At 59.2% G+C, this 24,908-nt stretch carries 30 protein-coding genes and 2 pseudogenes; 12 read left to right on the forward strand and 20 right to left on the reverse strand.

Translation table 11 applies throughout. The annotated features are described in order from the left end of the window. Window positions 1-719 precede the first annotated feature (719 nt). Window positions 720-1,748: an alpha/beta fold hydrolase gene (locus JQ641_RS11710; protein WP_211996143.1), complete on the forward strand. Its 1,029-nt coding sequence runs from the start codon at window positions 720-722 to the stop codon at window positions 1,746-1,748. Here the strand turns inward: JQ641_RS11710 and JQ641_RS11715 are convergent. Further along, a complete protein-coding gene (locus tag JQ641_RS11715; protein ID WP_211996144.1) occupies window positions 1,714-2,088 on the reverse strand; it encodes a response regulator in 375 nt (124 codons plus the stop codon). The genes JQ641_RS11710 and JQ641_RS11715 overlap by 35 nt on opposite strands. A gap of 224 nt (window positions 2,089-2,312) precedes the next feature. Between JQ641_RS11715 and JQ641_RS11720 the strand changes: the two genes are divergently transcribed. Continuing rightward, entirely contained in the window at window positions 2,313-3,371 is a 1,059-nt protein-coding gene (locus JQ641_RS11720; protein ID WP_211996145.1) for a sensor histidine kinase, read from the forward strand. Between the two features lie 128 nt (window positions 3,372-3,499). On the opposite strand, the gene JQ641_RS11725 is transcribed toward JQ641_RS11720, so the two are convergent. Continuing rightward, window positions 3,500-4,945, reverse strand: a complete 1,446-nt coding sequence (locus tag JQ641_RS11725; protein WP_211996146.1) for a sensor histidine kinase — start codon at window positions 4,943-4,945, stop codon at window positions 3,500-3,502. Between the two features lie 85 nt (window positions 4,946-5,030). After that, a complete protein-coding gene (locus JQ641_RS11730; protein WP_211996147.1) occupies window positions 5,031-5,222 on the reverse strand; it encodes a hypothetical protein in 192 nt (63 codons plus the stop codon). Window positions 5,223-5,889: 667 nt separating this feature from the next. Between JQ641_RS11730 and JQ641_RS11735 the strand changes: the two genes are divergently transcribed. Continuing rightward, window positions 5,890-6,576, forward strand: a complete 687-nt coding sequence (locus JQ641_RS11735) for a Crp/Fnr family transcriptional regulator (RefSeq protein WP_349628541.1) — start codon at window positions 5,890-5,892, stop codon at window positions 6,574-6,576. 38 nt (window positions 6,577-6,614) lie between these two features. Here JQ641_RS11735 and JQ641_RS11740 read toward each other — a convergent pair. The 3 genes and pseudogenes from JQ641_RS11740 to JQ641_RS11750 form a co-directional block, all read right to left on the reverse strand. Continuing rightward, window positions 6,615-6,839, reverse strand: a pseudogene (locus JQ641_RS11740) (RgsD C-terminal domain-containing protein); the annotation flags it as partial. 107 nt (window positions 6,840-6,946) lie between these two features. After that, entirely contained in the window at window positions 6,947-8,020 is a 1,074-nt protein-coding gene (locus JQ641_RS11745; RefSeq protein ID WP_211996148.1) for a C45 family autoproteolytic acyltransferase/hydrolase, read from the reverse strand. Window positions 8,021-8,088: 68 nt separating this feature from the next. Then, window positions 8,089-9,156 carry an RgsD C-terminal domain-containing protein gene (locus tag JQ641_RS11750; RefSeq protein ID WP_211996149.1) on the reverse strand — a complete coding sequence of 356 codons (1,068 nt, stop codon included), beginning with the start codon at window positions 9,154-9,156 and terminating at the stop codon, window positions 8,089-8,091. Window positions 9,157-9,390: 234 nt separating this feature from the next. Between JQ641_RS11750 and JQ641_RS11755 the strand changes: the two genes are divergently transcribed. Then, window positions 9,391-10,464 carry a patatin-like phospholipase family protein gene (locus JQ641_RS11755; RefSeq protein ID WP_211996150.1) on the forward strand — a complete coding sequence of 358 codons (1,074 nt, stop codon included), beginning with the start codon at window positions 9,391-9,393 and terminating at the stop codon, window positions 10,462-10,464. A 3-nt stretch (window positions 10,465-10,467) separates the two neighbouring features. Here the strand turns inward: JQ641_RS11755 and JQ641_RS11760 are convergent, their stop codons facing one another. Together JQ641_RS11760 and JQ641_RS11765 are read right to left on the reverse strand one after the other, a co-directional pair. Further along, window positions 10,468-10,896, reverse strand: a complete 429-nt coding sequence (locus tag JQ641_RS11760) for a CBS domain-containing protein (protein ID WP_211996151.1) — start codon at window positions 10,894-10,896, stop codon at window positions 10,468-10,470. Window positions 10,897-11,088: 192 nt separating this feature from the next. Further along, window positions 11,089-11,883 (reverse strand): rhomboid family intramembrane serine protease, encoded by a 795-nt coding sequence (locus tag JQ641_RS11765; RefSeq protein WP_249150367.1) that lies wholly within the window; start codon window positions 11,881-11,883, stop codon window positions 11,089-11,091. A gap of 216 nt (window positions 11,884-12,099) precedes the next feature. On the opposite strand from JQ641_RS11765, the gene JQ641_RS11770 reads away from it, so the two are divergent. The 3 genes from JQ641_RS11770 to JQ641_RS11780 all read left to right on the forward strand — a co-directional run bounded on the left by JQ641_RS11770 (window position 12,100) and on the right by JQ641_RS11780 (window position 14,926). Further along, window positions 12,100-12,393, forward strand: a complete 294-nt coding sequence (locus JQ641_RS11770; protein ID WP_211996153.1) for a GIY-YIG nuclease family protein — start codon at window positions 12,100-12,102, stop codon at window positions 12,391-12,393. Between the two features lie 971 nt (window positions 12,394-13,364). Then, a complete protein-coding gene (locus JQ641_RS11775) occupies window positions 13,365-13,520 on the forward strand; it encodes a hypothetical protein (RefSeq protein ID WP_211996154.1) in 156 nt (51 codons plus the stop codon). A gap of 1,226 nt (window positions 13,521-14,746) precedes the next feature. Beyond that, window positions 14,747-14,926, forward strand: coding sequence for a hypothetical protein (locus JQ641_RS11780; RefSeq protein ID WP_211996155.1), 180 nt, complete (start codon window positions 14,747-14,749; stop codon window positions 14,924-14,926). 7 nt (window positions 14,927-14,933) lie between these two features. On the opposite strand, the gene JQ641_RS11785 is transcribed toward JQ641_RS11780, so the two are convergent. Both JQ641_RS11785 and JQ641_RS11790 read right to left on the reverse strand, forming a co-directional pair. Continuing rightward, window positions 14,934-15,143, reverse strand: a complete 210-nt coding sequence (locus tag JQ641_RS11785; protein WP_211996156.1) for a hypothetical protein — start codon at window positions 15,141-15,143, stop codon at window positions 14,934-14,936. A 70-nt stretch (window positions 15,144-15,213) separates the two neighbouring features. Next, the gene (locus JQ641_RS11790) at window positions 15,214-15,453 is read right to left on the reverse strand and encodes a DUF6894 family protein (RefSeq protein WP_211996157.1); all 240 of its coding nucleotides are present in this window, start codon (window positions 15,451-15,453) and stop codon (window positions 15,214-15,216) included. Window positions 15,454-15,603: 150 nt separating this feature from the next. On the opposite strand from JQ641_RS11790, the gene JQ641_RS11795 reads away from it, so the two are divergent. After that, window positions 15,604-15,828 (forward strand): hypothetical protein, encoded by a 225-nt coding sequence (locus JQ641_RS11795; protein WP_211996158.1) that lies wholly within the window; start codon window positions 15,604-15,606, stop codon window positions 15,826-15,828. Between the two features lie 213 nt (window positions 15,829-16,041). After that, complete coding sequence (locus tag JQ641_RS11800; protein ID WP_249150369.1) at window positions 16,042-16,215, forward strand: hypothetical protein; 174 nt, start codon at window positions 16,042-16,044, stop codon at window positions 16,213-16,215. Window positions 16,216-16,665: 450 nt separating this feature from the next. On the opposite strand, the gene JQ641_RS37860 is transcribed toward JQ641_RS11800, so the two are convergent. Together JQ641_RS37860 and JQ641_RS11805 are read right to left on the reverse strand one after the other, a co-directional pair. After that, window positions 16,666-16,872 carry a DUF2188 domain-containing protein gene (locus JQ641_RS37860; RefSeq protein WP_212039285.1) on the reverse strand — a complete coding sequence of 69 codons (207 nt, stop codon included), beginning with the start codon at window positions 16,870-16,872 and terminating at the stop codon, window positions 16,666-16,668. Window positions 16,873-16,882: 10 nt separating this feature from the next. Then, entirely contained in the window at window positions 16,883-17,041 is a 159-nt protein-coding gene (locus JQ641_RS11805) for a hypothetical protein (RefSeq protein ID WP_211996159.1), read from the reverse strand. 108 nt (window positions 17,042-17,149) lie between these two features. Between JQ641_RS11805 and JQ641_RS11810 the strand changes: the two genes are divergently transcribed. Both JQ641_RS11810 and ligD read left to right on the forward strand, forming a co-directional pair. Then, complete coding sequence (locus tag JQ641_RS11810) at window positions 17,150-17,512, forward strand: hypothetical protein (protein WP_211996160.1); 363 nt, start codon at window positions 17,150-17,152, stop codon at window positions 17,510-17,512. A 183-nt stretch (window positions 17,513-17,695) separates the two neighbouring features. Beyond that, window positions 17,696-18,613 (forward strand): non-homologous end-joining DNA ligase, encoded by a 918-nt coding sequence (gene ligD / locus JQ641_RS11815; protein WP_211996398.1) that lies wholly within the window; start codon window positions 17,696-17,698, stop codon window positions 18,611-18,613. Window positions 18,614-18,708: 95 nt separating this feature from the next. Here ligD and JQ641_RS11820 read toward each other — a convergent pair whose 3' ends face one another. The 8 genes and pseudogenes from JQ641_RS11820 to JQ641_RS11850 all read right to left on the reverse strand — a co-directional run bounded on the left by JQ641_RS11820 (window position 18,709) and on the right by JQ641_RS11850 (window position 23,219). After that, window positions 18,709-18,918 (reverse strand): hypothetical protein, encoded by a 210-nt coding sequence (locus JQ641_RS11820; protein WP_211996161.1) that lies wholly within the window; start codon window positions 18,916-18,918, stop codon window positions 18,709-18,711. A 520-nt stretch (window positions 18,919-19,438) separates the two neighbouring features. Next, window positions 19,439-19,636, reverse strand: coding sequence for a hypothetical protein (locus tag JQ641_RS11825; RefSeq protein WP_211996162.1), 198 nt, complete (start codon window positions 19,634-19,636; stop codon window positions 19,439-19,441). Window positions 19,637-20,064: 428 nt separating this feature from the next. Further along, window positions 20,065-20,235, reverse strand: coding sequence for a hypothetical protein (locus JQ641_RS11830; protein ID WP_211996163.1), 171 nt, complete (start codon window positions 20,233-20,235; stop codon window positions 20,065-20,067). Window positions 20,236-20,462: 227 nt separating this feature from the next. Further along, window positions 20,463-20,620, reverse strand: a pseudogene (locus JQ641_RS38460) (GDCCVxC domain-containing (seleno)protein). A 166-nt stretch (window positions 20,621-20,786) separates the two neighbouring features. Further along, window positions 20,787-20,960, reverse strand: a complete 174-nt coding sequence (locus JQ641_RS11835) for a hypothetical protein (protein WP_211996164.1) — start codon at window positions 20,958-20,960, stop codon at window positions 20,787-20,789. 857 nt (window positions 20,961-21,817) lie between these two features. Beyond that, the gene (locus JQ641_RS11840; RefSeq protein WP_211996165.1) at window positions 21,818-21,994 is read right to left on the reverse strand and encodes a hypothetical protein; all 177 of its coding nucleotides are present in this window, start codon (window positions 21,992-21,994) and stop codon (window positions 21,818-21,820) included. A 62-nt stretch (window positions 21,995-22,056) separates the two neighbouring features. After that, window positions 22,057-22,476, reverse strand: coding sequence for a hypothetical protein (locus tag JQ641_RS11845; protein ID WP_211996166.1), 420 nt, complete (start codon window positions 22,474-22,476; stop codon window positions 22,057-22,059). A 365-nt stretch (window positions 22,477-22,841) separates the two neighbouring features. Next, a complete protein-coding gene (locus JQ641_RS11850; RefSeq protein ID WP_211996167.1) occupies window positions 22,842-23,219 on the reverse strand; it encodes a hypothetical protein in 378 nt (125 codons plus the stop codon). A gap of 460 nt (window positions 23,220-23,679) precedes the next feature. Here JQ641_RS11850 and JQ641_RS11855 point away from each other — a divergent pair, with 460 nt between their 5' ends. Next, on the forward strand, window positions 23,680-23,919 hold the full coding sequence (locus JQ641_RS11855) for a hypothetical protein (protein WP_211996168.1): 240 nt from the start codon (window positions 23,680-23,682) through the stop codon (window positions 23,917-23,919). Window positions 23,920-24,908 lie beyond the last annotated feature (989 nt).

Consider the following 24,908-nt stretch of genomic DNA (forward strand, 5'->3'; position numbering starts at 1 on the left):
GCTCTCCCCGGTGAGACGGCCTCTATTGCCACCGTCGCCCCTCGGAAGCGTTAGCTCCCGAAAGACTTGACGCCGTTACGGGCGCCAGGACCACACGCTTTCGGCGTACGCTTCAGCCGCGACCGTCCATCGCAACTGTTACGTCCACCGCAACCCGCCCCTCGTCGTGACGACGGCCGACGCCCCTCTTGATAGGACGGGATGGCGATAGATATGCCTTGATTTTATCTTCCGGTAAACAGAAATATTTTTGCGTCTTGGGGTTGACATGATTTTCCGTAAATCAGAACTGATTTGCCCGTCGGGTTGATTTGTCGCACGCGCGGCTGCGAGATTGCCCTTGCGTGTCAGGCGACGCAGTTCGCAGTGCGTGGGTGGATACGAGCAAAATTGATCGTGCGGGGTCGGCGAAGCGGTCCATACTTCAGACCATGGCCTTCGACGCAACACTGCTCGACCGTGAAGAGTTTCCCTCCCCGCTTCCGGTCGGTAACACGGCTGTAAATAGCTCTGTGCCGACTATGCCCGCCGCACTTAGCTCCCGGTTGATTGCACTGGGCTACATGGTTGATGTTAACGGTCGGCTGCATATCGCCTGAGGCCGCGACTTCTCAAACGGTTGAGGAACGATCCGTGCCGCGGGCGGTTTAACGCACACTGCAACATTTGTCGGGTGGCCGACGTTTCGTGCAGGCACCCATGGTGTGAGCATGACCCCAATGAACCGATTAAGCCGGCTTCCGACCTCCGTCAGGCGAAACCGGAACGTTGCAGCGGGCCACTCCTATGCGGTCGCCGCAGTAGTTGCAGCAGGAGCGCTGGCAGCGACGGCACTTCTGAACCGTCATCTGGCGAAAAAGGCAGAGCACGACAATCCGCCAGCGGGCCGGTTCCTTGATGTGGACGGTGTCCGTCTGCACTACGTGGAAAGAGGCTCGGGTGAGCCGCTGGTGCTTCTGCATGGCAACGGCAGCATGATCCAGGATTTCGAATCCAGTGGGCTGGTCGACCTGGCCGCCAGGAGCTACCGGGTCATTATCATCGACCGACCCGGGTTCGGCCATAGCAGCCGACCGCGCAATGTCGTGTGGACGCCCGATGCCCAGGCTCAATTGATCGAGCGCGCGCTCAAGCGGCTCGGCGTTTCACAGGCGATCATACTCGGGCACTCCTGGGGCGCATCGGTGGCGGTCGCCCTGGCTCTCAAGTTTCCCGACATGGTGAGCGGCCTGGTTCTCGCCTCGGGCTACTACTATCCCACCCTGCGTCCCGACGTCGTGGCCCTGTCCGCCCCGGCTGTCCCCGTTGTGGGCGATATCATGGGCCACACGCTGTCGCCCATGATCAGCAGATTGATGTGGCCGCTCATGATGGCGAAGATCTTCGGACCCAAGTCGGCGCCTGCCAAGTTCCAGCGGTTCCCGAAGGAGATGGCGCTTCGTCCTTCGCAGATCCGCGCTTCGGCCGCCGAGTCGGCGCTCATGATTCCCGATGCCTTCCATTTCGAGGACAAGTATGCCGAGCTCAAAATGCCTGTCGTCATCATCGCCGGCGAAAACGACCGACTGATCGACATCGACAAGCAATCGGCCCGGTTGCATTCCGACGTTTCGCAGAGCGCGTTTCACCGCGTTCCTCAAACCGGCCACATGATTCACCAGACAGCGACGGGCGAAGTGATGGCGGCGATAAACGAAGTTGCGGGCAACGACCCTAGGCCACAATCAATTCACGAAGTATCTTCGTGATCTCAGCGGGGCTGTAGGGTTTTGGCAAAAAACGGCCGCCCTCCGGCAAATCGCCGGGACCAAGTTTGACGCGTCCCGAAGTGACCACGATCATAATCGGAGGCCAGAGGTCTCGAACCGCAGCAGCAAGCTTGAGACCATCCATACTGCCCGGCATTTGGATATCGGTGAATACGACAGTGATGTCCCAACGACGTTCAAGAATTGCGATGGCTTCATCTGCATTCGCCGCTTCGAGGACTTCAAATCCTGCCTCTTCGATCATTTCGACAGCGTTTAACCGGATCAACAATTCATCTTCAACGATAAGGATGACCGCACGTTTCGCTTCTGAAATCATCGGTCTGTTTTTTCCACTGAATGAGCGCCGGCGTTACACCATGATTATATGTCGGGAGCCGAACACATCTGTTCGAACCATTTGAGGTCGGCGGAGTTGGTTCCGATGGCTGCGATTTCGCAGGTCATCCCGAAATTTCTAACTCGGCATGTTCAGCCGGAACCGTCGTTGGTGCCGGTCTAATCGACCGATCCCGATAAAGTTCATATCGCTTAGGAAAAAACATGGAAGCGCAAGGTGATAGCCTGGTTGAGGCGGTTCCTATTCCGACGATCTCCGCAAGGCGGCCGGAGAAGTCGGGCATACCAGTTTGGGATGTGGAACAATTACGTTTGGCTGTTGCTGCTGCGGGGGTCGCGCTGTGGTCCTGGAACGTGGATACCAATCGATTCACGATGGACGAGAGAGCTTTCCATCTTTGGGGCGTGCCGCTCAGCGGATCCGTGACGTTCGACGACCTTTCTTCGCATATTCATCCGGCGGACCGCGACCGGGTGAAAGCCGCGTTCGCGGCCACGCGCGCCATCATCGGCGCCTACGAAATCGACTTCCGCATCATGGTCGGCGAGGAGGTCCGGTGGGTGTCGGCCCGAGGCCAGGGCAACGATGCGGATATCGCAGGTCGTATCATGTACGGGATTTTCCTGGACGTCACCGGACGTAAGCAGGCTGAGGAAGGCCATGAGTTGCTAGCGGGGGAGATGAGCCATCGGGTGAAAAATCTACTAGCCATTGCATCCGGTCTCACAGCTATTACTTCGCGGTCCGCCAAGACGACGGCCGAAATGGCGAAAGAATTGACGCATCGGCTGACCGCGTTAGGTCGCGCCCATGATCTTGTCCGTCCGCTTCCGGGTCAGGGAGGAAAAGCCGCCCTTCTCGGTGATCTGTTGACAGTACTGCTTGCGCCATATGACGACATGGGAGCATTCAGCGGTCGCATCCGGGTCTCAGTCCCTCGCATGGGCGTGGGCGAGCAAGCGGCTACAACCCTCGCGCTCGTTGTCCATGAACTCGCCACCAATTCGCTGAAGTATGGCGCTCTGTCGTCACCATCCGGCACACTGGATATAGCCTGCGCCGCCCATGATACTGAGGTGCTAGTGGTCTGGACTGAACGTGGCGGCCCGCCAGTCGCCGCCCCCGCTGGTGAGGGGGGATATGGAAGCAAACTGCTCAACCGTGCCATGACAATCCAGCTTGGCGGCTCAGTTTCCTGCGATTGGAGCGCGGAGGGCGTTATCGTGACGCTTCATATGACCAAAGATCGGCTCAAGGCTTGATGTCAGCTTTGGGTCCTGACCGTGTGAAAACGATCCTCAATTGCGCGACGCCTTTGGCGACATTGCAGGCTTGGCTTGAACTGAAGGCCGCCGCCAATGGAAGCGATCCGCACTTTGGGCTGCCGGGCTTATGCAAGCGGTAGGACGATTTCGCAGGTTAGCCCTTGGTCGCGCCAATCAAAACGTACCTCACCCCTGAGTTGGCCAATCATGTTTTCTACAATGCGCGTGCCGAACCCGCGGTGCGTGGGCGGCGTAACGGTCGGCCCACCCGACTCGATCCAGCGCAAGCTGAGCCTTCCATCTGCTGTAAGGGACCATGAGATTTCAACCCGGCCACCCGCTGCCGATAGCGATCCGTATTTTGCCGCGTTGGTCGCAAGTTCGTGCAAGGAGATTGCAGCAGCCTGAGCCGTACTCGGCTCCAGCATAACGGCTGGCCCGCCAATTCGCACCCTCGCTTCTCTGTCCCCGCCGTAAGCCAAAAGCTCCTGCGTGGCCAGACGGTGAAGCTCGGCTCCCGCCCAGCGGGACTCCACGAACAGCGTATGGACCTTTGCGAGGGCGTCGATACGCCCTTCGATCAGATGCTTCAGATCATCAGACGTATCGGAACTGGAAAGACGCACCGTCGCCAGCACAGTGGCCAGGATGTTCTTTGTTCGATGCTCGGCCTCACGCGCGAGATTGACCATTTGAGCTTCGTTGCGCTTGTGCTCCGTTATGTCGCGAGCGATTTTCGATGCGCCGATGACCTTGCCTTGCGTGTTTCGGACCGGTGAGATGGTCAGCGAAATGTCAATCAAACTCCCATGCTTGCGCCGCCGAACGGTTTGGTAGTGTTCGACGCGCTGGCCGCGCCGAATTCGCGCCATGATCGTTTCTTCCTCTTTTTGGCATTCGGGCGGAATCAGAAGCGTAATCGGCTTTCCGATGATTTCCTCGGCGAGATAGCCAAAAATGCGCTCCGCGCCGCCGTTCCAACTCGTGATGATGCCATCGAGGTCCTTGCTGACGATTGCGTCGTCGCTGGATTGGATGATGGCGGCGAGCCGTAGCGCGGTCTCCTCACTACGTTTGCGCTCCGTTATATCCTGAAAGCAGTTGACGGCGCCGACAACGTTTCCACCGCTATCCTTGATTGCCTCGATGTCGACGAGCGCGATGCCGCGCGAGCCGTCCGGTCGCTCGATGTGGACTTCCTGTTCGCGCACGGAAATGCCGGTGCGCAGCACCTCTGCCATGGGACATTCGTGGTGCGGGAGCAGACTGCCGTCGGGGCGGAACATTCGATAGGATCCGCAAAACCTTTCATTGGGATCGCTGAGTTTGGGCGACCGGCCCCATAGTGCGGCAGCGCGGCGATTGTATCGAAGAACCAGACCGTCCCGGTCACAAACATAAACGGCAAACGGCAGTTGTTCGAACAGTCGCCCGGGCAATTCGAAGGCCTGTTCCGCATCACGCATATCAAGGACGACGCCGGCTGCGTTCGCAACCCCGCCCACCTCGATGGAGGTTCTCACGGGTTTGCGCCGGAAGAAACGTAGCGCGTCGGAAGATGCATCGCTCATTGTGCTTTAACTCGCTCCGAATTCAGGATTTGGACTATCTCGGGGTTACAATTCGACATTCTGCAACTCTCCGGATCCGCGTCTGTTATTTCGATTTGGCGGCTTGTGGTGTGAGTGCGCGCTTCATGGAAGCATACACCCTCAATTGTGCGGCGTTACGAAGCGCATTCTGTCTCGCTTCTCCTTCGGGCAATTGCGTCGCCTCACTGGCGCGCGCGTTTGCCTGCTCATCCAGATGGTCCGCCGTCAAGAATGTAACTTTGGTCTTGTTACGCATGCCGGTCCTCATTTCGGGGAGTACAAATTGCTCTCAAACCAAGCGAGAGGGTCGGATTGTGAGGGGCTGGAGATAACTTGCCTTTGATGGATATGGCCGCAGCTTGTGCAGCGCAGCGTCCAATGCTCGTACCCTCGTTGCGAAGGCGTGATCCGCTGCAGCATGGTAGCGCCCCGGCAACGGTCGCATCGCGAACTCGACCGGACCCGAGGTTTCGAGGGGGCCAATTGGTCGGACATTGTTAATCTCCCAGGCGATTGCCAAAATCTAGTCCGGGGATTTAAGCTCGCCGCAAAGCCATCCTGTCGCGTCGCCGCTCATGGGATCGCTCACCACGAGGGTTCGTTGGGCGCGATCACATCTAGGGCACTCGAAAGTGCGGAGTTCGTATCCCGCTGGGCCGTGCGCAATGCCAGCCAGCAGCGTGCGGGTCTGGCAGTGCTGACAGCGCGGGCGCTCCAAGACGCTAAGCGGCGGGCCGGTTGGTAACGCATGAGAGCCGGGCATGCAGGCACCCCTTTTGGATCAGGCGGGTGCACAACATGCTGCCGGACACCGGCTACTGACCGGGTGATTTTCTCACCTGGAAAACGGGTCCGCTGGTCAATATTGACCACAACACACCATTTTTAATATTTTAGGTTTCGCTGGTCCAAAGGAGAGACTTGTGAAGTCAGCAAAGCGATCGTTCAATCCTCAGGCTTTTCTAGCCAAAGTCGGGACCGGCAAAACGATACTGAAGTACCGTAAAGGCCGGATCATTTTCGCCCAGGGCGAAGAGGCTGATAGGATTTTTTACGTCCAATCGGGCAAGGTCAAGGTCACCGTTGTTTCGGAGCAGGGCAAAGAAGCCGTCGTCGGCATATTGGAGACTGCGCAATTTTTCGGCGAGGGGTGCCTGAATGGCCAGGCGGTTCGCGTTGGAACCGCGAGGGCGATGGAGGAGTGCGTTATCACCTCGATAACGCGGAAGGCCATGCTGGCGGCGCTCCGCAAGGAGCCAAAGTTTTCAGAACTATTCGTGACTTACTTGGTGACCCGGAGCAATCGCGTTGAAGAAGATTTGATCGACCAGTTATTCAATTCCAGCGAGAAGCGGCTCGCGCGCCTTCTGCTGCTGCTGGCCAATTTCGGGAAAACTGGAAAGCCAACGCCAATCGATGCTTCGATCAATCAAGCAACCTTGGCGGAGATGATCGGAACGACCCGATCCCGGACGAGCTTTTTCCTGAACAAATTTCGCAAGCTGGGATTTATCAGCTACAACGGAAAGATCGAGGTGCATCGTTCTTTGCTGAACGCAGTCTTGTATGAAAAACCTCACCTGGAAAGAGCTGACGAGCCAAACCAGTAGGCTCCAAATGGCGGATTACGCTTTCTACGAAGCAATCCCTACCGCGCCACGACCTCGACCTCGCCATCAACGCCGTTCACCACGTTGAACGGGCGCTCGAACACCTTGCCTTCGTCCTTGGCGATGGCGCGGTATTCGCCTTCGGACAGCACGACGCGCGGGAACGCGCCGATCGATTCCTTGATGACGTCGCCGCCCGGCGTGATGACGGACCAGGCGGTGTTGGCGAGCGCCTCGCCGCCCTTGTCGCTAACCAGCTTCAGTCAGGCTGTAGGATGGGTGGAGCGCAGCGATACCCATCAACCGTCGTCGTTGATGGACAACGATGGGTTTCGCTACGCTCTACCCATCCTACGAGCTGTCATCGTAATCAAAGCTTCGCTCTCGTCCGCAAGAATCGTTGCCGACCTAAGCCGAGTTCGCCCTTCAAATGCTTCGTCGGCAGATTTTCACCGGCGACCCAAACTTTGAAATCAACGTCCAGCATATCCTCCTCGAGCGCTGCAGCGTCGCCACCGATGCCGACGAGAAGCCGTCGCTTGATTGGCTCGGTGACGATGGTGTGCAGCGTCGGGGCGTTGCCGTAGTTATGGAAGGCCGGCGAGGCGGAGAAGTTCAGTGCGCTGAATGTCTGTTCGGCACTGAGCCCTCGCGCGGCCCAACCTTCCAGCGGCGGCAACCGCTCGATCGAGTGCGCGACGCGGCGGTTCAAACGCTGCAGTTGCGGCGACTGGAAATGGTTCGTGCAAGCGAGCCAATCGCCATGGCGGGCTATCACGGCTCCGGCCCCTGCCTCGACCACCGCAGCCACACCGCCGGCATCGAGCAGCGAATAGTTGTACTTCATGGCGTGGGGCAGATGTCGCAGAAGGCCAATTGCCTCCGCGGTGGTCGCACAGTTGTCGAGTACCCGCCTGACCAGCAAGGTGCTGGTCAGGCCGGGAAAGCGCGGGTGCGCCTTCACCAGATGCAGGCCGATCGTGAGCCCATGCTCATTCATGCCATCCAGCCGCCCCGTCAACTGGTGACTGCCGCCGATGCTGGCGTAGCTGCCGCTCGGCTGCACGAGCGCGAAGCGTGACTCGTAGCCTCGCGGCCAGAAGTCATAGTTGCGGCCATACACGCCACCGCTCATGACCGCCGAGCAGCCGCCGGTCGGCATCCGCAAGCTGTCGTTGCCGAAATAGGTGACCGCTTGCTCCATCGGGATGTTCAGCCCCTCGGCGATCCCGCCGATCTCCTCCCATAGTGCCGGCGCGTAGCGTCTGAACGCGCGCTCCTCTCTGGAAATATTGAACCACCCCGGCAGCCGCAGCTTCTTGCGGAGAAACGCCTTACCCCTGCGCGTCAATGCAAAGGCCTCAGCCTGAGCGCGGCCGACCTCGTAAGGCGTACCGCGGCATTGCACAATGCTGACGCGAAGCGTCTTGGCGGGGGGCCCCATCGTGGTGTCTCATAGGCCGGGACTGACTGCCTTAAAGGCAGTGCCGATTGGCCGCAAGCCGGCCTGCTTTACCGCGCCACCACCTCGACCTCGCCATCAACACCGTTCACCACGTTGAACGGGCGCTCGAACACCTTGCCTTCGTTCTTGGCGATGGCGCGGTATTCGCCTTCGGACAGCACGACGCGGGGGAACGCGCCGATCGATTCCTTGATGACGTCGCCGCCCGGCGTGATGACGGACCAGGCGGTGTTGGCGAGCGCCTCGCCGCCCCTGTCGCTGACCAGCTTCAGTGTGATGACGGCGGCGCGATGGGTAACGATCACGTCGGTCAGCTTGCCGGCCTGCACGCGGATGTCGGAACGGACCACGGAATTGGCGTCGCCGTAATTGGAGATGATGTAATACGTTCCCTCCGGCAGCAGCGCGACGTCGCCGCCGGCGACGTTGGGCAACAGCGAGGTGCGCTCGGCGCCGTCGAACTGGCTGCCCTTATAAATCGCGAACGAAATCTGGTTCGGCGGAATCTTGGAGGTGCCGACGCGGCCTTCGATGCGCAGGCCGCCGGCCGGAAGCACGAAAGACTCGCGATCGGTCTCCGATTTCAGGCTCACCGCCCGCACCGCGCTGACGAGGCCGAGCGCGACATGCACGACATAATTGCCCGGCGGCAGCACGATGTTCGGGGTCGCACCGCGGTCCTCGCGGATCAGGCGGAAGGTGCCGTTATCGTCCGGCTTGTCCGCGAATACCCGCCACACCAACCCGCTGTTGATGACCGGCAAATCCTTGCCGTAGCGCGCCGTCAATGACAGCACGGCCTGGCCGGGCGGCGAGGCGCCCGGCGGCGGCGCCGCCGGCGGGACGGTGGCGATCGACGGCGGCACCAGGGTCGGCTGCGTCAGCGTCGGCGGCAGGGTTGGAATCGAACCGGGCGGCGCCAGGTTCATCGCAGGGCCGGACGGCGCATCCGGTATAGAACCCGGCGGCACCGGCGGCGGGCGATCGGAGAACATCTGGGCCGAAGCGGGGCCAGGTGCCAGCAACACCAAGGCAAGCATTGGGGCAAGCAGAAGCCGCGGGAAAAGCCGCCATGCGCCCCCGTCCCCGCCGATGCCATTGCCTCGCCAAGCCATGGCCATGCTTTTCACTGAAAACGCGGCAAATTCAAGCCTGCAGAGTAGCCCGAAAGAGTAGCCCGAAGCCCCCCTTGGCCTAGGAACCGGCAGTTGATCCCGCGGTCGTGGTCCAGTCATAATCCCCGCCTAGGCCGCTTGGGCCGGGCATAAACCATGCATCTGGAATTGATTGACGTGATTCTGGCAGGGCCATGCCGCGGCGAATATGCTTGAGCCGCAGGAGAGTTTTTCGTGTTGGATAACTGGATGGGTCGCGGCCAAAAGGGCTCCGACGGCCGTGACGAGGTAGGGCTCGGCAGTATCCGCCGGCCGGTGATCGGGCTGGCGCTGGGCGGCGGCGCCGCACGCGGATTCGCCCATATCGGTATCATCAAGACCCTGGTCGCCCACGGTATCCACCCCAATGTCGTGGTGGGAACGTCGATGGGTGCGGTGATCGGCGGCGGCTACGCCTCCGGAAATCTCGAAAAGGTGGAAGAATGGGCGCGCGGCCTGCAGCCGCGCAATATTTTCGGCTATCTCGATATCCGCCTCAACGGCTCCGGCCTGATCGGCGGCAGCAGGCTTGCCGCCCAACTCGAGGCGACGATGGGCCAGGGCCTGATCGAGGACCTGCCGGTGAAATTCGCCACTGTTGCGACCGAAGTGCGCACCGGCCACGAGATCTGGCTGACCCATGGCCGCATGATCGACGCGATGCAGGCCTCATACGCGCTGCCGGGAATATTCTCGCCGGTCCTGATCGGCGACCGCTGGCTGGTCGATGGTGCGCTGGTCAACCCGGTTCCGGTGTCGGCGGCGCGTGCTCTCGGCGCCGAGATCGTCATCGCCGCCAATCTCTCCAGCGACGTCTTCACCCATTCGACGACGATCTATTCCCACGGCGCCGCGGCGGACCTTAACGTCTCGGTCGCGCCTGAATCAGCACCTGAAGCCGAGCCCGCAAAGCGCGGCTTCGGCAGGTTTTTCTCGGCCGAGCGCACCATGAAGCGTGAATTCTTCGGCGGCGGCGGACGGCCGGGAATCTCCACCGTCATGGTGGACGCCTTCAACATCATGCAGGACCGCATCACCCGCGCGCGGCTGGCCGGCGATCCGCCGGATTTGCTGATCTCGCCCCGGGTTGGCAAGATCGGCTTGTTCGATTTTCACCGCGCCGACGATCTGATCGCCCATGGCGTGCGCGCCGCCGAGCGCGCGATCGATTCCATCCAGGAAGCGATCCACATTCTGGCGCCGCCAGCGGCCGGTGCCGCCAAGGCCGGCGAAAAGGCCGCCGAAAAGGCCGGACCAGAGAAGGAATAGTGCTCAGGCGGTCTTGATGTAGTCGCGCAGCGCTTCCTGCTCGGCTTCATACTCGTGGACACGGCGCTTGACGATGTCGCCGATCGAGATCAGGCCGACCACCTTGCCCTCCTCGACGACAGGCAAATGCCTGAACTTGCCCAGCGTCATCATTTCCATGATGCCGCTGACCGTGTCCGACTCCCGGCAACTGACAACTTTGCGCGTCATCACGGCGCCGACCGGCTCATCCAGCACCTTGGCGCCGCGCTCGCCGAGCACACGGACGATGTCGCGTTCCGACAAGATGCCTTCGAGGCGCCCCTGGTTCATGACCAGCACGGCGCCGATCTTGCGCTCGCCGAGGAGTTTGACCGCGGCCGAGAGCTTGGCGTCCGGCTCGACGCTCAGGATGTGATGGCCTTTGGAATCGAGAATTGCACGTACCGTCATTGCCGCCTCCTGAATCGGTGCGCACCCCTTTTGGGGGTTCGACTTGTTCGCGAGTCTTCAATCAAAAGTTTTGCGCCAGTTCCATTCAGGCGCGGTTACGTAGCACGGCTGTCTTGCACGGCAGCGGGCTTTGTCTTTGCATCACGACATATGAAGATGATGAATGAAATCGCGGTGCGCCGCAAGCGACGATCAGACGCGGTCAGCCTCGTCCTGCGATGACGCATCTGCAGCATGCGTTGCCGCCCGTGGCACCGGATCGAACAGCGAAAACAGCATCAGGCCGGCGACAAATCCGCCGATATGCGCTTGCCACGCCACACTGCCGCCGTCGGCGCCGATCGAAATCGATCCGACGCCAAAGATGATGTTGACGCCGAACCACACCGCCAGAAATGCCAGCACGCGGGTGTCGCGAAAGGCCTGTCCGAGCGACAGCGCCGGCACCCTCGCCGCTTCATCCGCGTCGCCGCGGCTGAACGACAGAAAGCTTCCCTTCACAAAGGCAAAGCGCATGGCGGCCGCCATGGTGCCGGACACCGACGCCGACGCGCCGATCATCGGCGCGATCGCGTGTTCATGCGTGAGCAGATGCGCGAGCGCCCCGGCCGCGGCCGTCACGGCCATGAACACGTAAAACCTGACCGCCCCGAACCGCCGCGCCAGCGCGCTGCCGAACGGCAACAGCCACAGCACGTTGAAGCCGATATGGGTGAGATTGGCGTGCAGCAGCGAATAGGTGACGAAGGTCCAGACCTTGGCGCCCGTGCCGCCGGGAAAATCGATGTTGAGCAGCGTCGAATCGTAGCGTTTCGGAATGAAACCGAAGACGTCGATGGTCCAGTTCTCGAGTTCCGGCGGCAGCAGCACGCGCAGGTGAATGACCGCGATCAGCGCGACATAGGCCGTCAGCGCACCCGGCAGGGTCAGGATCGGCTCGCGCGGACCTTCCGGGGCTTCAAGCTGGGTTTCAGGCTGGGATTCCAAGGGGCCAGGGACCTTTAGAGCGGCTTTGGGGAGCATTCGGCCCAGATAGGCGGCTTTGCCCGCGCTGTGCAAGTGCACAAACGGCCGTGGTGGACATCATCACTCGTGTCCCGGACGCGGTGCAGCGTGCAACGCTGCTCCGCAGAGCCGGGACCCACAATTTGCGGTATACTATCTGAAACGACGCCCGTCGTAGAACCCTTCTCCAGGTTGCGCATGGACGCCCCCTTCTTCGTCTACATCCTCGCAAGCAAGCGAAACGGAACGCTGTACGTCGGCGTCACCAATAATCTCGCCCGCCGCGTCGCCGAGCACAAAGCCAAGCTCGTCCCCGGTTTCACCCGGAAATACGGCGTCGATCTGCTGGTTTATTTCGAGGCGTTCGATTCCGTCCTTGAAGCTCGCGCGAGGGAACACGCGATGAAGCGCTGGCGGCGGGCTTGGAAAATCGAGTTGATCGAGAAACTCAATCCGGACTGGCGGGATCTGGCGGACCAGTTGAACTCGTAGCGGCCGAGTGTGGGTCCCGGCTCTGCAAGTGCACCGCTAAGAAGCGCTGCACTGCGTCCGGGACACGAGACTGGGTCGCTGTGCCAAAAAAGAAAAAGGGAGGATGCTGAGAACATCCTCCCTCGTCGCCGATCTTTTCGCGCCCCTGGAGCTTGGGGGAACATCCCCACCCCTCCCCGCGCGACGACCAAACTGTTTGACGCCACCTGTGTACCAACCGAGCCGGCAAGTCGGAGACAAGCCGGCCGCGCCCGATGCGTTCCACTCTACGCGGGCAGCAGCGGGATCGCCAATCTCATAGTTAATTTAACGTTAACACGGCAATGGGCCGCACTGCTCGCCAACGTACTATGATCTTTAAAGATTTTTGGCCCAACCTTATTGGCAATCGCTCTCAATAAGGCAATTCAGGCCGCCTTTTCAGGCTCACCGCATAGCCACTTGGATGCGTAATGCTTGCCAAAGGGACAGCCAGCCGCGGCGGGGCACCAGGAGGCCTACAAGCGCCCCTGTCCGTCGCTCCGGTCCGGCTTAAGGCACGCCTCGGCTGACGGGGCGGCCAGCTACCGCGTGGCCTCGGATTTGTTTCCTTGGATGCGCGCGACCACGTATCGTCTTTTTCCCGTGCCCGATCGCTGCGAAGAAGTCGGGATCAGCATCGTTTGGAAGCTCTTTCCGGATTGTCTGCCGACTGCAGTATCCGAAAGAGGCATTGTCGTTTGCTCTCATAAGGCATGAGCACGTGACTTTTAATCATGGGGTCGAGGGTTCGAGTCCCTCCGCGCTCACCATGAATCCCCACTGCTGCAACGACTTCTAAATTTGGCAAAGTAGCCAAACTGATTGCATGCAACTATAGATACTAGATAGATTGCAATTAGATTGCAGCGCGTCGATGCTGGTGCGTTGCTAGCAATCTCCGGTGTCGTCCTACTCCAAGCGCTCGATTCTGAGCTTCAGGAGTGACGAAAATGGATACCAAAGACACCATCGAACACCGCTGCGAAACCTGCTTCGGAACAGGCCAAGAAATTGAAGTGAAGCCGATGAAGTTTGGCCAATGGATTGCGCCCCCACCGGCCTGCAAAGCCTGCGACGGCACAGGTCGAGATGCGAAGATCAGTTAGGGCAGCCCCTTAACGCAGCCTCGCAAACGGGCCAGCGCTTCGGCGCTGGTCTCGGCGTATCGATGAGTCGTATCCTGCTCGGTGAACCCGGCCCGGATGTCCGCAGCCCTAGCGGTCTAGTTTGAAATTGTTGGCCTGATTGAATGGTCCTGGGCGATCGGCCGCCAAGGGAGATAGTTTTTGACTTTTGCTCATGCTGCCGCTGCGGCGGCTGGCCTAGCGCTGTTGGCTATTGCCTTCATTGTTCCCACCTCGGGCCAAGGGCTCTTGAAGGGCGTGCTCGCTGCCGTAGCGCTCGCTGTCGCTGCAGCCCTACTCTTGGCGGCGGCCCGGCAATTCGGCTGAACAAGCACGCCCGCGACGTGAGGCCTCTTCCTTACGGCGGTGGCACCATCAGAAAGCCGAGCGCTATCACCGCAAGCAACCCGACGATAGCGACGGCGGTAATGGCACCGGCGGTTATTTGGGCTTTCTCGTGCTTGACGGGCATTCAACGCCTCACGTTGGCGGCTGTCATAGGCTTCCTTGCGTCGGCGACGTCGTCAAGCCGCAATCCGTAGCGGCTTTCCTTCGGCGCGCCTGGACGACCATGGGCATAGGAACCCGGACCTCCCCGCTTCATTAACCCCGCATCACTGGCCGGGGCTTTGTCCGTAGGCGTCGGTGGCTGAGAGACGATCGCGCTCCCGCCTGCCCATAAGGGAGCGAGTTGTGACCAAACTACCCCGTCTCCATTCGTATTCAACCGCAGCACGCATCTGTCTTGGCGTTGCCATTCTCAGTACCGCGCTGCTCGCCACCGTGCTTACGAGCGCATTGTAAGGCAGCCTCAGTTGGCGGCCCTCACGGCGCTCTACTGGCCTGTTGAAAAGTTGTCAACGAATTGGCGATGTGAGCTGTTTTGACCAGTATGTCGAATGCCGGACATGCCAAACTGACCCAATCACAGCCCGGTCATTGGCTCTTATCTGTGATGAGAACGCACCGTAGCGCTCCCGCCTTCCTCAGGAATGGAGCAGCGCCATGCAGCGACGCCGTATCCAACACCATGTACCACTAGAGCAGCGCCTAGTCGAAGAAGCGGAGCGCCTCCGGAAAATGGCGAAAGGCACCCGGCTAGGTATCGAGCGGGAGCGGTTAATCCGCAAAGCCCGGCAGGCCGAAACTGCCGCCCACATGCAGCAATGGCTTTCGTCCCCCGGCCTACAGCGACCAAAGTAATCACCATGACCATCGGGTATTACGCCTACGTCATCGGTGAGGACGGCCATGTTCGGAACCGCATTAACGTTGTCTGCGACAACGACGAGGAAGCCAAACGCTGCGCCCAACAACTGCTGGATGGACAGGCCATAGAGCTATGGCAAGAGGCGCGTCGGGTAGCGACCTTTCAGCCCAAAGACTGAAACCGCATCAGTTGCCGAGTTGCCCGGCATAAATCCGGATGCGCCCCGGCGTGGTCATGCGCAGCCTGCCCTCAAGATCGACCATGTAGCCGAGTGCAATCAACCGCGCGCTATGTGCGGCGGGGATTGCGGGCGCACAGCGATTTATCGGCGTTTTGCCGACCGCAAGCAGGGAGTCGAACTCATCGGGGTTGAGCAATTTCGGTTCTGGGGCCATGGCATAAATATGGCCCCCTTCGACGATCCCGGATGTTCAATTTTGCTCAGACCGGAGAATAAAGGCCGCCTCAGTCGGCGGCCGGGTTCTTGTATGAGGGTTTGGAATACACGGGCACGGTGCCAATTTCGCGCCCTGCATCGTTGATGACAGCGATCCGGCGCTCAGGATCGTCTGCAGGCTTGTCGAGTGAAACGCCTATGGCAAGGACCGACGCCTTGTTGATTGCGTCGGTATCGTCATCGCAAACAAACCCCGATGCATCAAAAAGCCGGTGGCCGTCCTCGACGTCAAAAAAGTACCGGGGCATGGCAACCTCCAGATCACCAAGCTCCTGTACATAGCATTGTTCCGATATCAGGCCGCCTCAGTTGGCGGCCTCTTTCATTGTGGCGACCGCGCCTGCGGACCTCAATCCGTAGCGGCTTCCCAAAGGCGCACCGCCGCGCTTCAATGGGGCATGCACGCCCTCACCCGCCGCCCGCACCCCGAACGCTCCGACACCTGGCACGTCTACTACGGTGACGTGCAGGTCGGCACGATCGCAGTCCAATCGGGCTTGCCGACGCACGCTAGGCAATGGCGCTGGGATTGCGGCTTCTATCCGCTGTCACACCGCGGACGGTCTCGCTCGGGCTACGCTGCGACTTTCGATCAGGCGCGGGCCGGCTTCGAAGCCGCCTAGAAGGACTACCTCCCGCACGGTACAGAAGCTGACCTCACCTGAGCACCGCCGCCAGCGAGCCTTCACGGCTTGGAAATACGCCATGCATGCCGCTGGCCTCCCGCTGCCGACACAATCAACCAGTGGACGGGCGCGCTGTTTCTGTGGCGCCACGATCGATATGGCGGTAATCGACCGTCACGTTCAGGATGCACATATGGATTCGCAGCACGCATGAAGTTCAGCACTGACCGCCCCTATTCCGATCCTGAAAAGGCCGCGCGCAAGCTGCTGGATATCGCCAATGCGACCGAGCCGTTAGACGGAAAGATTTACATCGAGAAGATAAACGCGCCGATGCTGTACCTGGAACGCGCCACTCCGGCCGAATACAAAAGCCGGGCTTGATTTGGCAATTTCGCGTGGTTGGCTGTTGCTGCACGAGTCGGGAACGTTCGTGAAGTTCACCCCAGCCGGTGCCGACCTGTTCGGCTAGGAACCATTTCATCCTGTCGCGATTGATTGGGCGGCCGGGATAACGCCTGGTGGGCCGCGCCTTGCCACGGAAGGCTGTTATGGTTGACTCCTCACTACCCCGCTTCCTTGTTAGGCAAGACGGCAGCGGCACAAATTGGATGGTGTGGGACCGACTATTAAAGCGACCAGCCAGGCTTAAGGGCGAGGAGCTTGTGAAGCTGGCATTCTCGGCCGCTGAAGCCCTCAGGGATTCGCTGAACGCTGGTCCACCGACCCATGGCTGATCGTCAGCATTGGCCGCCGTTTACGTTCCAAAGCGTTTCTTCACGGGCGACCACTTCGTCACCCTGACGCACTAGCACGTTCGGAGCGTTGCGAGCTTCACCCCGGGTTTGCCGCACCCGTAGCCGTCCCGTGGCCGGGAGCTTTGACGATTACCTCATGACCCTGCCGGAGCGCCAATGAAGCTGCGGCAACCGCGGCCTCGAACGCCGATTCCTTGGTTTGATAGACATTCTCTGCCTTGCCGTCATGGCTCACTCGCCACTCCCCCGCGTCGCCAACGATTTCGTAAGACGCCAATCCCATTGTTCAGCTCCTAATGTGTTCCGGACTTTTGCCATTTCTCAAGGTCGATCTTGGCTCCGTCGTTGCGCTGCTCTTTCTCCGGGTTGCCCTTCCAGGGCTTGTCCGTCTGTGCATGCGAGCCTTGATCGGCGCGTTGGCGAGGGTCATCTTTCGGGGTTTCTTTGCTCATGGTTCCTCCTGCTAATTTAATCGCTTAGCCAGCATCCCGTTCCAGTGTGGGGAACGAATCAACAGCGTTTCGCTTGAATCCCGGTTCTGTAGCGTAGGAGTTGCTTTCATGCGTAAGTCGAATTGGACGCCTTCGATTGTGCCTAACGGCGGCGATCAGACGGTCTATTTGGTAGCTGACGATTTCGGCAAAAACGGCAGCGCCTGGCACGAAACCGATTGCGAGACCGCTGACCTCGAAACGGTCATTCAGGACTTACTCAGCGGCCAATACGCCAATCCGATCCGGGTCGTCGCCTTTAATACCGCCGAACACTGGTCAGAGGACGTTTCCGTGGACGTCGCTCATGAGCTGCGCCGTCGATGCGATCTGCAGATGCGGGATATTCCCGTGCCGCTGCAGGACTTCACTGACCGCTATGAAGGCCGTTACCGCGACGTCCAGCTGCCGCTGCCGATGCGCATGGTCTGACGATGCTAACCGACCAGCAAATTGCAGTTCTACGCGATATCGGCCCCGCTTCGTCATTCAATCAGGCGAAGAAAACGGAGGTCATGGACCTAGTCGCGCGCGGTTATATCGAAAGAGATGGGGACCTCTTCAAGCTCACGGCAATGGGTTTGAAGGAGCTGCTTGATCGGCGGCGGACTTGAGATGGCCCCACGCAAGAAGCCAGCGGCGATCGGCGTCAAGGCTCCTTTTCCGGGGTTCATCGAGCCCGCGCTCGCGACCTTGATCGACAAGGTGCCATCCGGCGAGCGCTGGATTCACGAAATCAAGTTCGACGGTTATCGCGTTCAAGTCCATCTCGCAAACGAAGCGGTGAAGGTCTTCACGCGCCGCGGCCACGATTGGACTGATCGGTTTAAGAAAGTTGCCAACGACGCATGGCATATCAGTGCAGGCTCTGCGGTCATCGACGGCGAGATCGTTGTGCCGGCCGCCGATGGCACGACCGACTTTTCCGTTCTGCAGAACGAACTCAAGGGCAAGTCCGACAAAATCGTTTTCGTCGCGTTCGACTTGCTCTATCTCAATGGCTACGATCTCCGGAAGCTGCCGCTGATCGAACGCAAGACGCATCTCAAGAAGCTGGTTACCAATACGTCGATTCAGTTCAGCGAGAGCTTCGAAACCGACGGCCCCGAGATCTTAGCGCACGGCTGCAAGGTCGGCCTCGAAGGCATCGTGTCAAAAGTGCGCGACAGCCGCTATTCGTCCGGCCGCGGTAACGACTGGGTCAAGAAGGCTTGCGCCCAGCGCGAGACGCTGACGATTGCCGGCTTTGCACTCGACGGTAACGATTGGGACGGTATCTATCTTGGTCGGTGCAAGGGCAACGACCTCCTCTACGCCGGCAAGGTCGACCACGGCTTTGACAAGACATCCGCGGCAGAGTTGCGCCGACGTCTCACGCCGCTGATCCGCAAAACCCAGCCCTATGCCAAGCGCATCGCGCATCGAGGCATCTGGGTTGAGCCGGAGCTACTGGCCGAAATCGAATACCGAGCAAAATCTGCCGAAGGCAAGGTTCGACACCCGTTCTTCAAGGGCTTGAGAGAGGATCTCTAACGCGGTGTACGCGTCATCGGCAGCGGCCCCCCGGAAGCCGCGGCTGCGGCTTCTGGAGGCTATCGCTAGGTAAGGATGTTCCGGTTTCCCGGTTCTTAGATATAGCCGCCCCCGCCCCCGCTGTTGGTAAGATAGGCGGTCATATGAGCAAAAGCGCCAGCAAAGTCTCCTTTTTTGAAACTGTCCCTAGCTGCTGTTAGATTCGCGGCGCCTGGACGACCACCAGCCACAACCGCGATATTGTCGTCCGTCAGTTCGCCACTTTCACTAACTCCGCGGCTCTCGGTACGCTTAGTGTTGCTCATGATCTTCTCCATAGAGGCCAGCGCCGGGCCATCCGTCGCTGGTGAACGCTCGCTCAACAGTCCCCGCAGTACCGTGAGGCAAATCACTGGCGGAGGGCAAATCGACACTGTTGTGATGGCAATCACAAATCTGGCTGGCGATTTTATGAGTACACGCCCTTAGATCTCGCGATCGCGCGTGGATGATTACGGCTGCACGAGAGTGGCACCTATGTGAAGTTTACACCGGGCGGTGCCGAGCTGTTTGCCTGAGAACGCGAAAAGCCGCCCTTTCAGTTATAGCACGCCCACAAAGGCAGAAACGATCAAGATTGCCGCTCCGACCGCTAGGATTATCACATCAACTGTTATGCGTCGCTTGGCAGATTCAGTCATGGCTAAACCCTCCATCCACGGGAAACCGCGTTGTCTGACCAATCGCGACCGAGCACTGTGCGTCAGCTCACATACATATCGAAAAAGTTCACTGAAGCGGGTGCTGATCTGTTGGCCTAAACCAACTGACGCGGTCACCTGCGCTTCAATCAACGGGCCATTTCTGTTCAAAGAAAGCGTCAGCCCGGTCGAATACAAACCCGGCCTGGACTAGCGTCATGATCGGCTGGACGACCTCGCGCTCGATGTTCGACCATTGCAGACTACGCCATTCATCAACGCCAACCAAAGGATCGGCCAATTTGGCGCAGCATCGTTGATACCAAATGCCAGTAGTGGCCATTATAAAATTCGTAATCGACCAAAAAAGCGACTCCAGCCGCAACGGCAACAATCCAAAATGTTCTCATTGGCAATGTCCCCGATTATGATGGTGACAAGCAAAACAACGAATGAAAGTGGCCGCCGACAAAGGAGGCTCTAGCGTGTCTTCAATTCAATGCGGTTGCAGTCGTAGCAACCGACAGTGCAGCCGACCAACGCTTTCGATTAAACAAGCGAGGCCGCCAACTGAGGCGACCTCAACACAACGCAAGCGCAATGGCGAAGCACGCAATCAACGTTGCTGTGCTTAGCGATAGACGAGAGCCTCGTCCTTGCGCTGGTTCAAATTGTCCATGCGATGTTTATGCTCGGATCGCTGCTTTGTTCCGACCATGGCGGATTGCATTCTCCGCATGGGAACATCTTTCCCGGTCGAAGAACTTGCGACTAGTGTTGGCGGGTGAGCTTCGCGACCTTCACGGTGCCTTGCCATAGCTCTACGTCATGGCCGTCCACTAACCGCTTGGCCTGCTCCCAGGCCGTGCCTTCGTCGGTGGCTGTCAGGTCGAAGCGTTGTTGAATGCGGCCGTCATTGATGTAGGCCCTGTATTCTTGCATCTTGCGCCCCGATGTTCCGGGGCCACTTAGAACGGGTCTATACCCGTTGTGTAGTTACTTACATGACGAGGCCGCGCGTAATCACCGTGGCGAGCAGAGCGGTACTGAGGATCGCAACGGTAAGACAGATGCGTGCTGCGAGTGAGCACGAAGTGAGACTTGGTTGTTCCATCACGGCACGCGCGCTCCCTCTGGCCGGTGATGCCGAGGGCAACGAAACGGGGCGGTTAAGGTTCCAGTGGGGATCTTAGCAGCCAATTGCCGTTCGCCTGCGGGCACGGCACGGTTCCGTAGGAGCAGAATACGCAACAGTCGAACGCGTTGGGTTTCAGGCGAGTGCCGCAACCGGCGCAGTCATAGAAAAACTGGCATGCATTGGTCGCATTGTCTCGGTCGCTTGGTGCTGAAGGCCGTGAGGTGTCCGAAGTCTGTAGGATTTCATCGACGGCCCTCGAGCCGCAAGATCGGCGTGCAGCTGCCGCTACCGCTGAAAGAACTCAAGACAAATTGCACGCCCCAGCTACGGCCAGCGCTAAAAGCATTGGAAAAAATCAAAAAGAAGCCGGAACTGTACTAATCACGTCGCGATCCCTTCGCAGGTCGGCTTCAAGTTCTTCGACAATGACCCGAAGCAAACACGCCGCAAGCGGATCAGTTACCTCACGCGATAGAACCTGATAACGCGCAATCTGAACTTCCTGCTCTCTGAGCTGTCGATTTGTCATGGGTTGTGCCCTCCGACAAACTTACGCCGAGACGGCTAAGATGTTTCGTTAAAGTTTTCGGATCATTTGAGATGGTTTCTAATTGATGAATCAACGATGGGGACCGGCGAGCGTGTTGCCTAGCTGCGCATTGGCGTTTGACTACGGCGCCGCGCATAGATTCGCAGCCCGTCTGATGGCGCAGCGGTCTACGATAACATCGACGAGCTGTCCATCGTCAACGCGGTTGCAGGGTGCGCAGTGAAGTCACCAAAATACCGCTCGGGCTGTTGCATTAACGCAACCTTCTTTCTGAACCGAAACGATAGTGTTTTGGCTTTGGATCGGAGGTGGCACATGTTCGACGTGTACCTAAACTATAAACGTGATCTGCTGGTGGTGAGGCAGGGATCGTCGATACCTCTCGGTGACACGTCGGGAAGATGGCAAAAGAGAAAGCGGCGGGTCGCCAGCGTCAGCGACGAGATTAAGTCTACCGTTCAGAGACAGGGCTATTACATGCGGAAGCGAAGTGAGTTTAAGACAAACTAGAATCAAGCCCCGGGTTAAGCCGGTGGCTGTAACTCCTTAGAAGCGACCCAGTTGTCCATTTTGGCGTAGGACCGATATTGACGAACTTTCTCAATCAGAGCATCGCGCTCTGGGCATGGTGGCATCGCGTCGGCTTGTTGAGAGCACTCTTCCGCCATGCGCGCGTAATCAGCTGCTTTCATTTCGTCCCCCTGTTTTGTTAGCGCGAAAATGTTGGTCAGAAATCTGGGCGGAACTTTGCCAAAATTAAAGCCAGAGGTTGCGTTTTTTGCCTCCAGTGCTTCGCGCCTCGTCGAGCGTACTCGATGCTTAGAAATCCCGGCTTATCATTTCACAGGAATAATCGCCTTCAACGCCTCGTCGCCTGCCGCTGTTCTGCAATACGTTCGCCCGTCAGGCTGCTTCTTTATCCAGCCCTTCACCACCATGTTGGCGATAAGGACCTTGCCCGCGGGATACAGCTTTTCTAGAGGAAGACCACGGGTGAGGCTCACCTTCTGCAATACGCCGCGCTCATTGGCTCGCGGTATGTGCGGTGGCTGCGGTGACACTGTCGGTCCTGCGCTTATTTCTTGAGAACGCCCGCGTCTGTATTGCCAAGATTTTGCGTGGCCGCTTTTGCTGCGGGAGTATCAACGGCATTGCCGTGCGGCCCAGCCGAAGGACGGTTTGGCGGCGCGCCGAGGTTATTTCCGGTCGTCCCGCGGTTGAGCGCATTTGACGTATTCGGGCCAGGCGATCCGCCGGTCCCGCTGATGGTGCTTCCGTTCGAAAGCGTGGAGCCGGCCGCGCCGCCCGCCCCGGTCGATCCGGCGCTGCCGGCCGAACTTTGCGCGCAGGCGAGCGAACAGGTACCGAGGTAAAGGGCCACAACTACCGACGCCGTTTTCATATCCAGCGCTTCTCCATCAGATGTGCGAGCCCAGCTCAGATCGCTGGCTACCGCATATTCTCTTGCGTGCCAGCGGTGGATAATTTGCGGCATCGACCTTCGTTCCTCGGTCAGAAAACCAATCTTTGTCCACACCTACGAGGGCCAGTACCGTCGGGCCCTTGTCCCCCAGTCATTGATAAATTTGCGGTAACCGCACAGCCGCGCTTTTGCCTCGGCTGCAACACTCATTAGACGGTGACGCTAGACATCATTCGCCGTCCGAAAACAACGCCCGTGCACGAGCTGGAGCGCTACGTGCGATGTAAGCACGCGCGTTTGTTGACCATCAGTCCTGCCGTGCGTGGTAGCGCATCTGTTGCTTTGGGGATGCACGGATGAATGGCACCGGCGCGACATTCCGAGGCCAGCAACAGGGATATACTAACCATCAGTGCGACACGCGTTACGATGTCTCCTTAAGCGGCCTCGCGCCGGCGGCGCCGCTTCGCGTGGTCCGCCATCTTGATAACGTTCGCCGGACGATCGGGCGCAGCTGCGGCAACCGGCTGAGGCGCCTCGAACTCGACCGACGACGGCTCTGACTTCGGCGTCTCGATTGATGATAGGAACGCCCTGCCACGATCGGTGATTTGCCACCCACCGGCGTCCCGAATGACATAGCCACTCGAAAAGATACTCAGGCCCGGCGCGCGCGCTGCAAGGCGCTTCATCCGTTCGGACCAATCTGCACCGCTGGTCATCAGGATGGCGACGGATCTCGTGACGTCAGGATGCGAAGCACGACCGTCCGGATGGCCCGCGAGCACCTTCAAAATGGTGATCTGAAAACTCACGACGCCCCGCCCCGCTACCGCAGACCAACAGGAGCGAAGGCTGGGTCATGGGGAAGACTAAGTCCATCCGCCAAACATGCGAGGGGCGCCGCCGTATGCCGGTTTTTCCCAGATGCGATAAATCGGCAACATGTCGACAAGCGGTCCAATGTTGAAGAGTGCTAGATACCCGGTGCTTCTCCATAACTCGTAGCGCGTTTTTGTCTTCTGACCGGCTCAATCAACTCCAGGCTTGGGCCGACGGTGAGTTTTTACGTGGCGTACCGAGCGCGGCTGGCCCGATCATGCCGACTTCCAAACTAACCGGAGAACGGGCATTTCCAGGATAGGCCGGCCGGCTCGGTGGCAAGATCGTCCTGCTATCATGTCTCACCGGGTCACGCCTCTCGCAAGAGGAACCTGAGTTGGCCTTGTTTTGTTAGATATGGGCCGAGCGGCCCCCAAACAGCCGAGCCAACCTATGCCCAAGGTCCTCGTTTCAATGCCGGAATTGCAGCGTCGAGCGTTGTTAGAAGTGAGAAAGCAGCCCGGCTGTCATAACGTCCAGGAAATAGTGATCAATCGTGTTGCAAGTCACGCTGAAAATAACTGGTCGCTCTGTGCGCTCGCAGCGGGCGCGGCAGATGCCAATACCGCCGCGCGCGCCGCGGTTCACGTCCAAACTGTTTTGCGCCGGGACTATGATCTGCTGATGGATTGATCTGTAGGTCTATAAATGGAAGCCGGAGATCAAATGGACCACCGCTTCACAATCTCGATATTCACGATTGAGATCAACGACAGGCCAACGCTTGCGTTGCAGGCTAAGAGGCACGCGGACGCGGAACGTCTTTGCGAACATGGCAGGTTACGCACAACGTTGAGCACAATCACGTCTCATGGGACGCCGTTGTGCGACGCCACGGCCACGATGAAGGTCAGGTTGGCTACCGCCGAAGAAGCTGCTCTTTATCGGCGAGCAACGCAATCGACCGAGTCATCAAGTGACACTAACGTTGTGTATCTTGTGGATCTCGATGGATAGGCCGCGAGTGTCCGCTTTGCGGTTCACATGAAGTCTTTAGTTGAGCGCTGAACGCCCCAGCGCCAGTCTGACCGTGCCGAACACGCACGTCGCACCGACCCATCCGAAGGTTATACCGGCGAGATCGGTCGGCGACCTCCGGCAGCTTGATACCGCAGCCCACATGAACGAGTGGTCTCGGGCCGGGCTTTAGTTCGGGAAGTTCGGCTGCAAGTGATTCCGAAATTTTTAATAAATTCGGACCAGCCTCCCGTCAGCGGCAGGAGGTGTATCATGCGTAATCATGACTTCGTGTCTGACGGTTTCCTCGCACTAATCGTAACCGCCCTTGTGATGTTGTGCTCAGGTTGGCTGGTGCTCGCGTTCAGCTAGGCAGGTCAACCGTGCGCACGAGGGGAAACTAGCTTCCTATGCGGCCGCGTCGCTGACGTGCTTGCTGAAAAAAAACGGCCCCAGCGCGGGGAAGCAACTGGAGCCGTAAAGACTTAACGCGCGTCAAATATGGACCTCAAAGTTCGCAAGCGTCTGTACACTTGTGAACGCAGGAACCGGGTTGCGCGAAATGGGGTGGCGCTGCCAGACGCGTGGAGACCCGTTTCTTCGCGCCACTAGAAGGGCAGTACCTTCCCTCGGGTGCTGGCGACCTCGTTCGCCCGCATCGGGCT

It is taken from the genome of Bradyrhizobium sp. JYMT SZCCT0180 (genome assembly GCF_018130165.1).
Classification (GTDB): Bacteria; Pseudomonadota; Alphaproteobacteria; order Rhizobiales; family Xanthobacteraceae; genus Bradyrhizobium.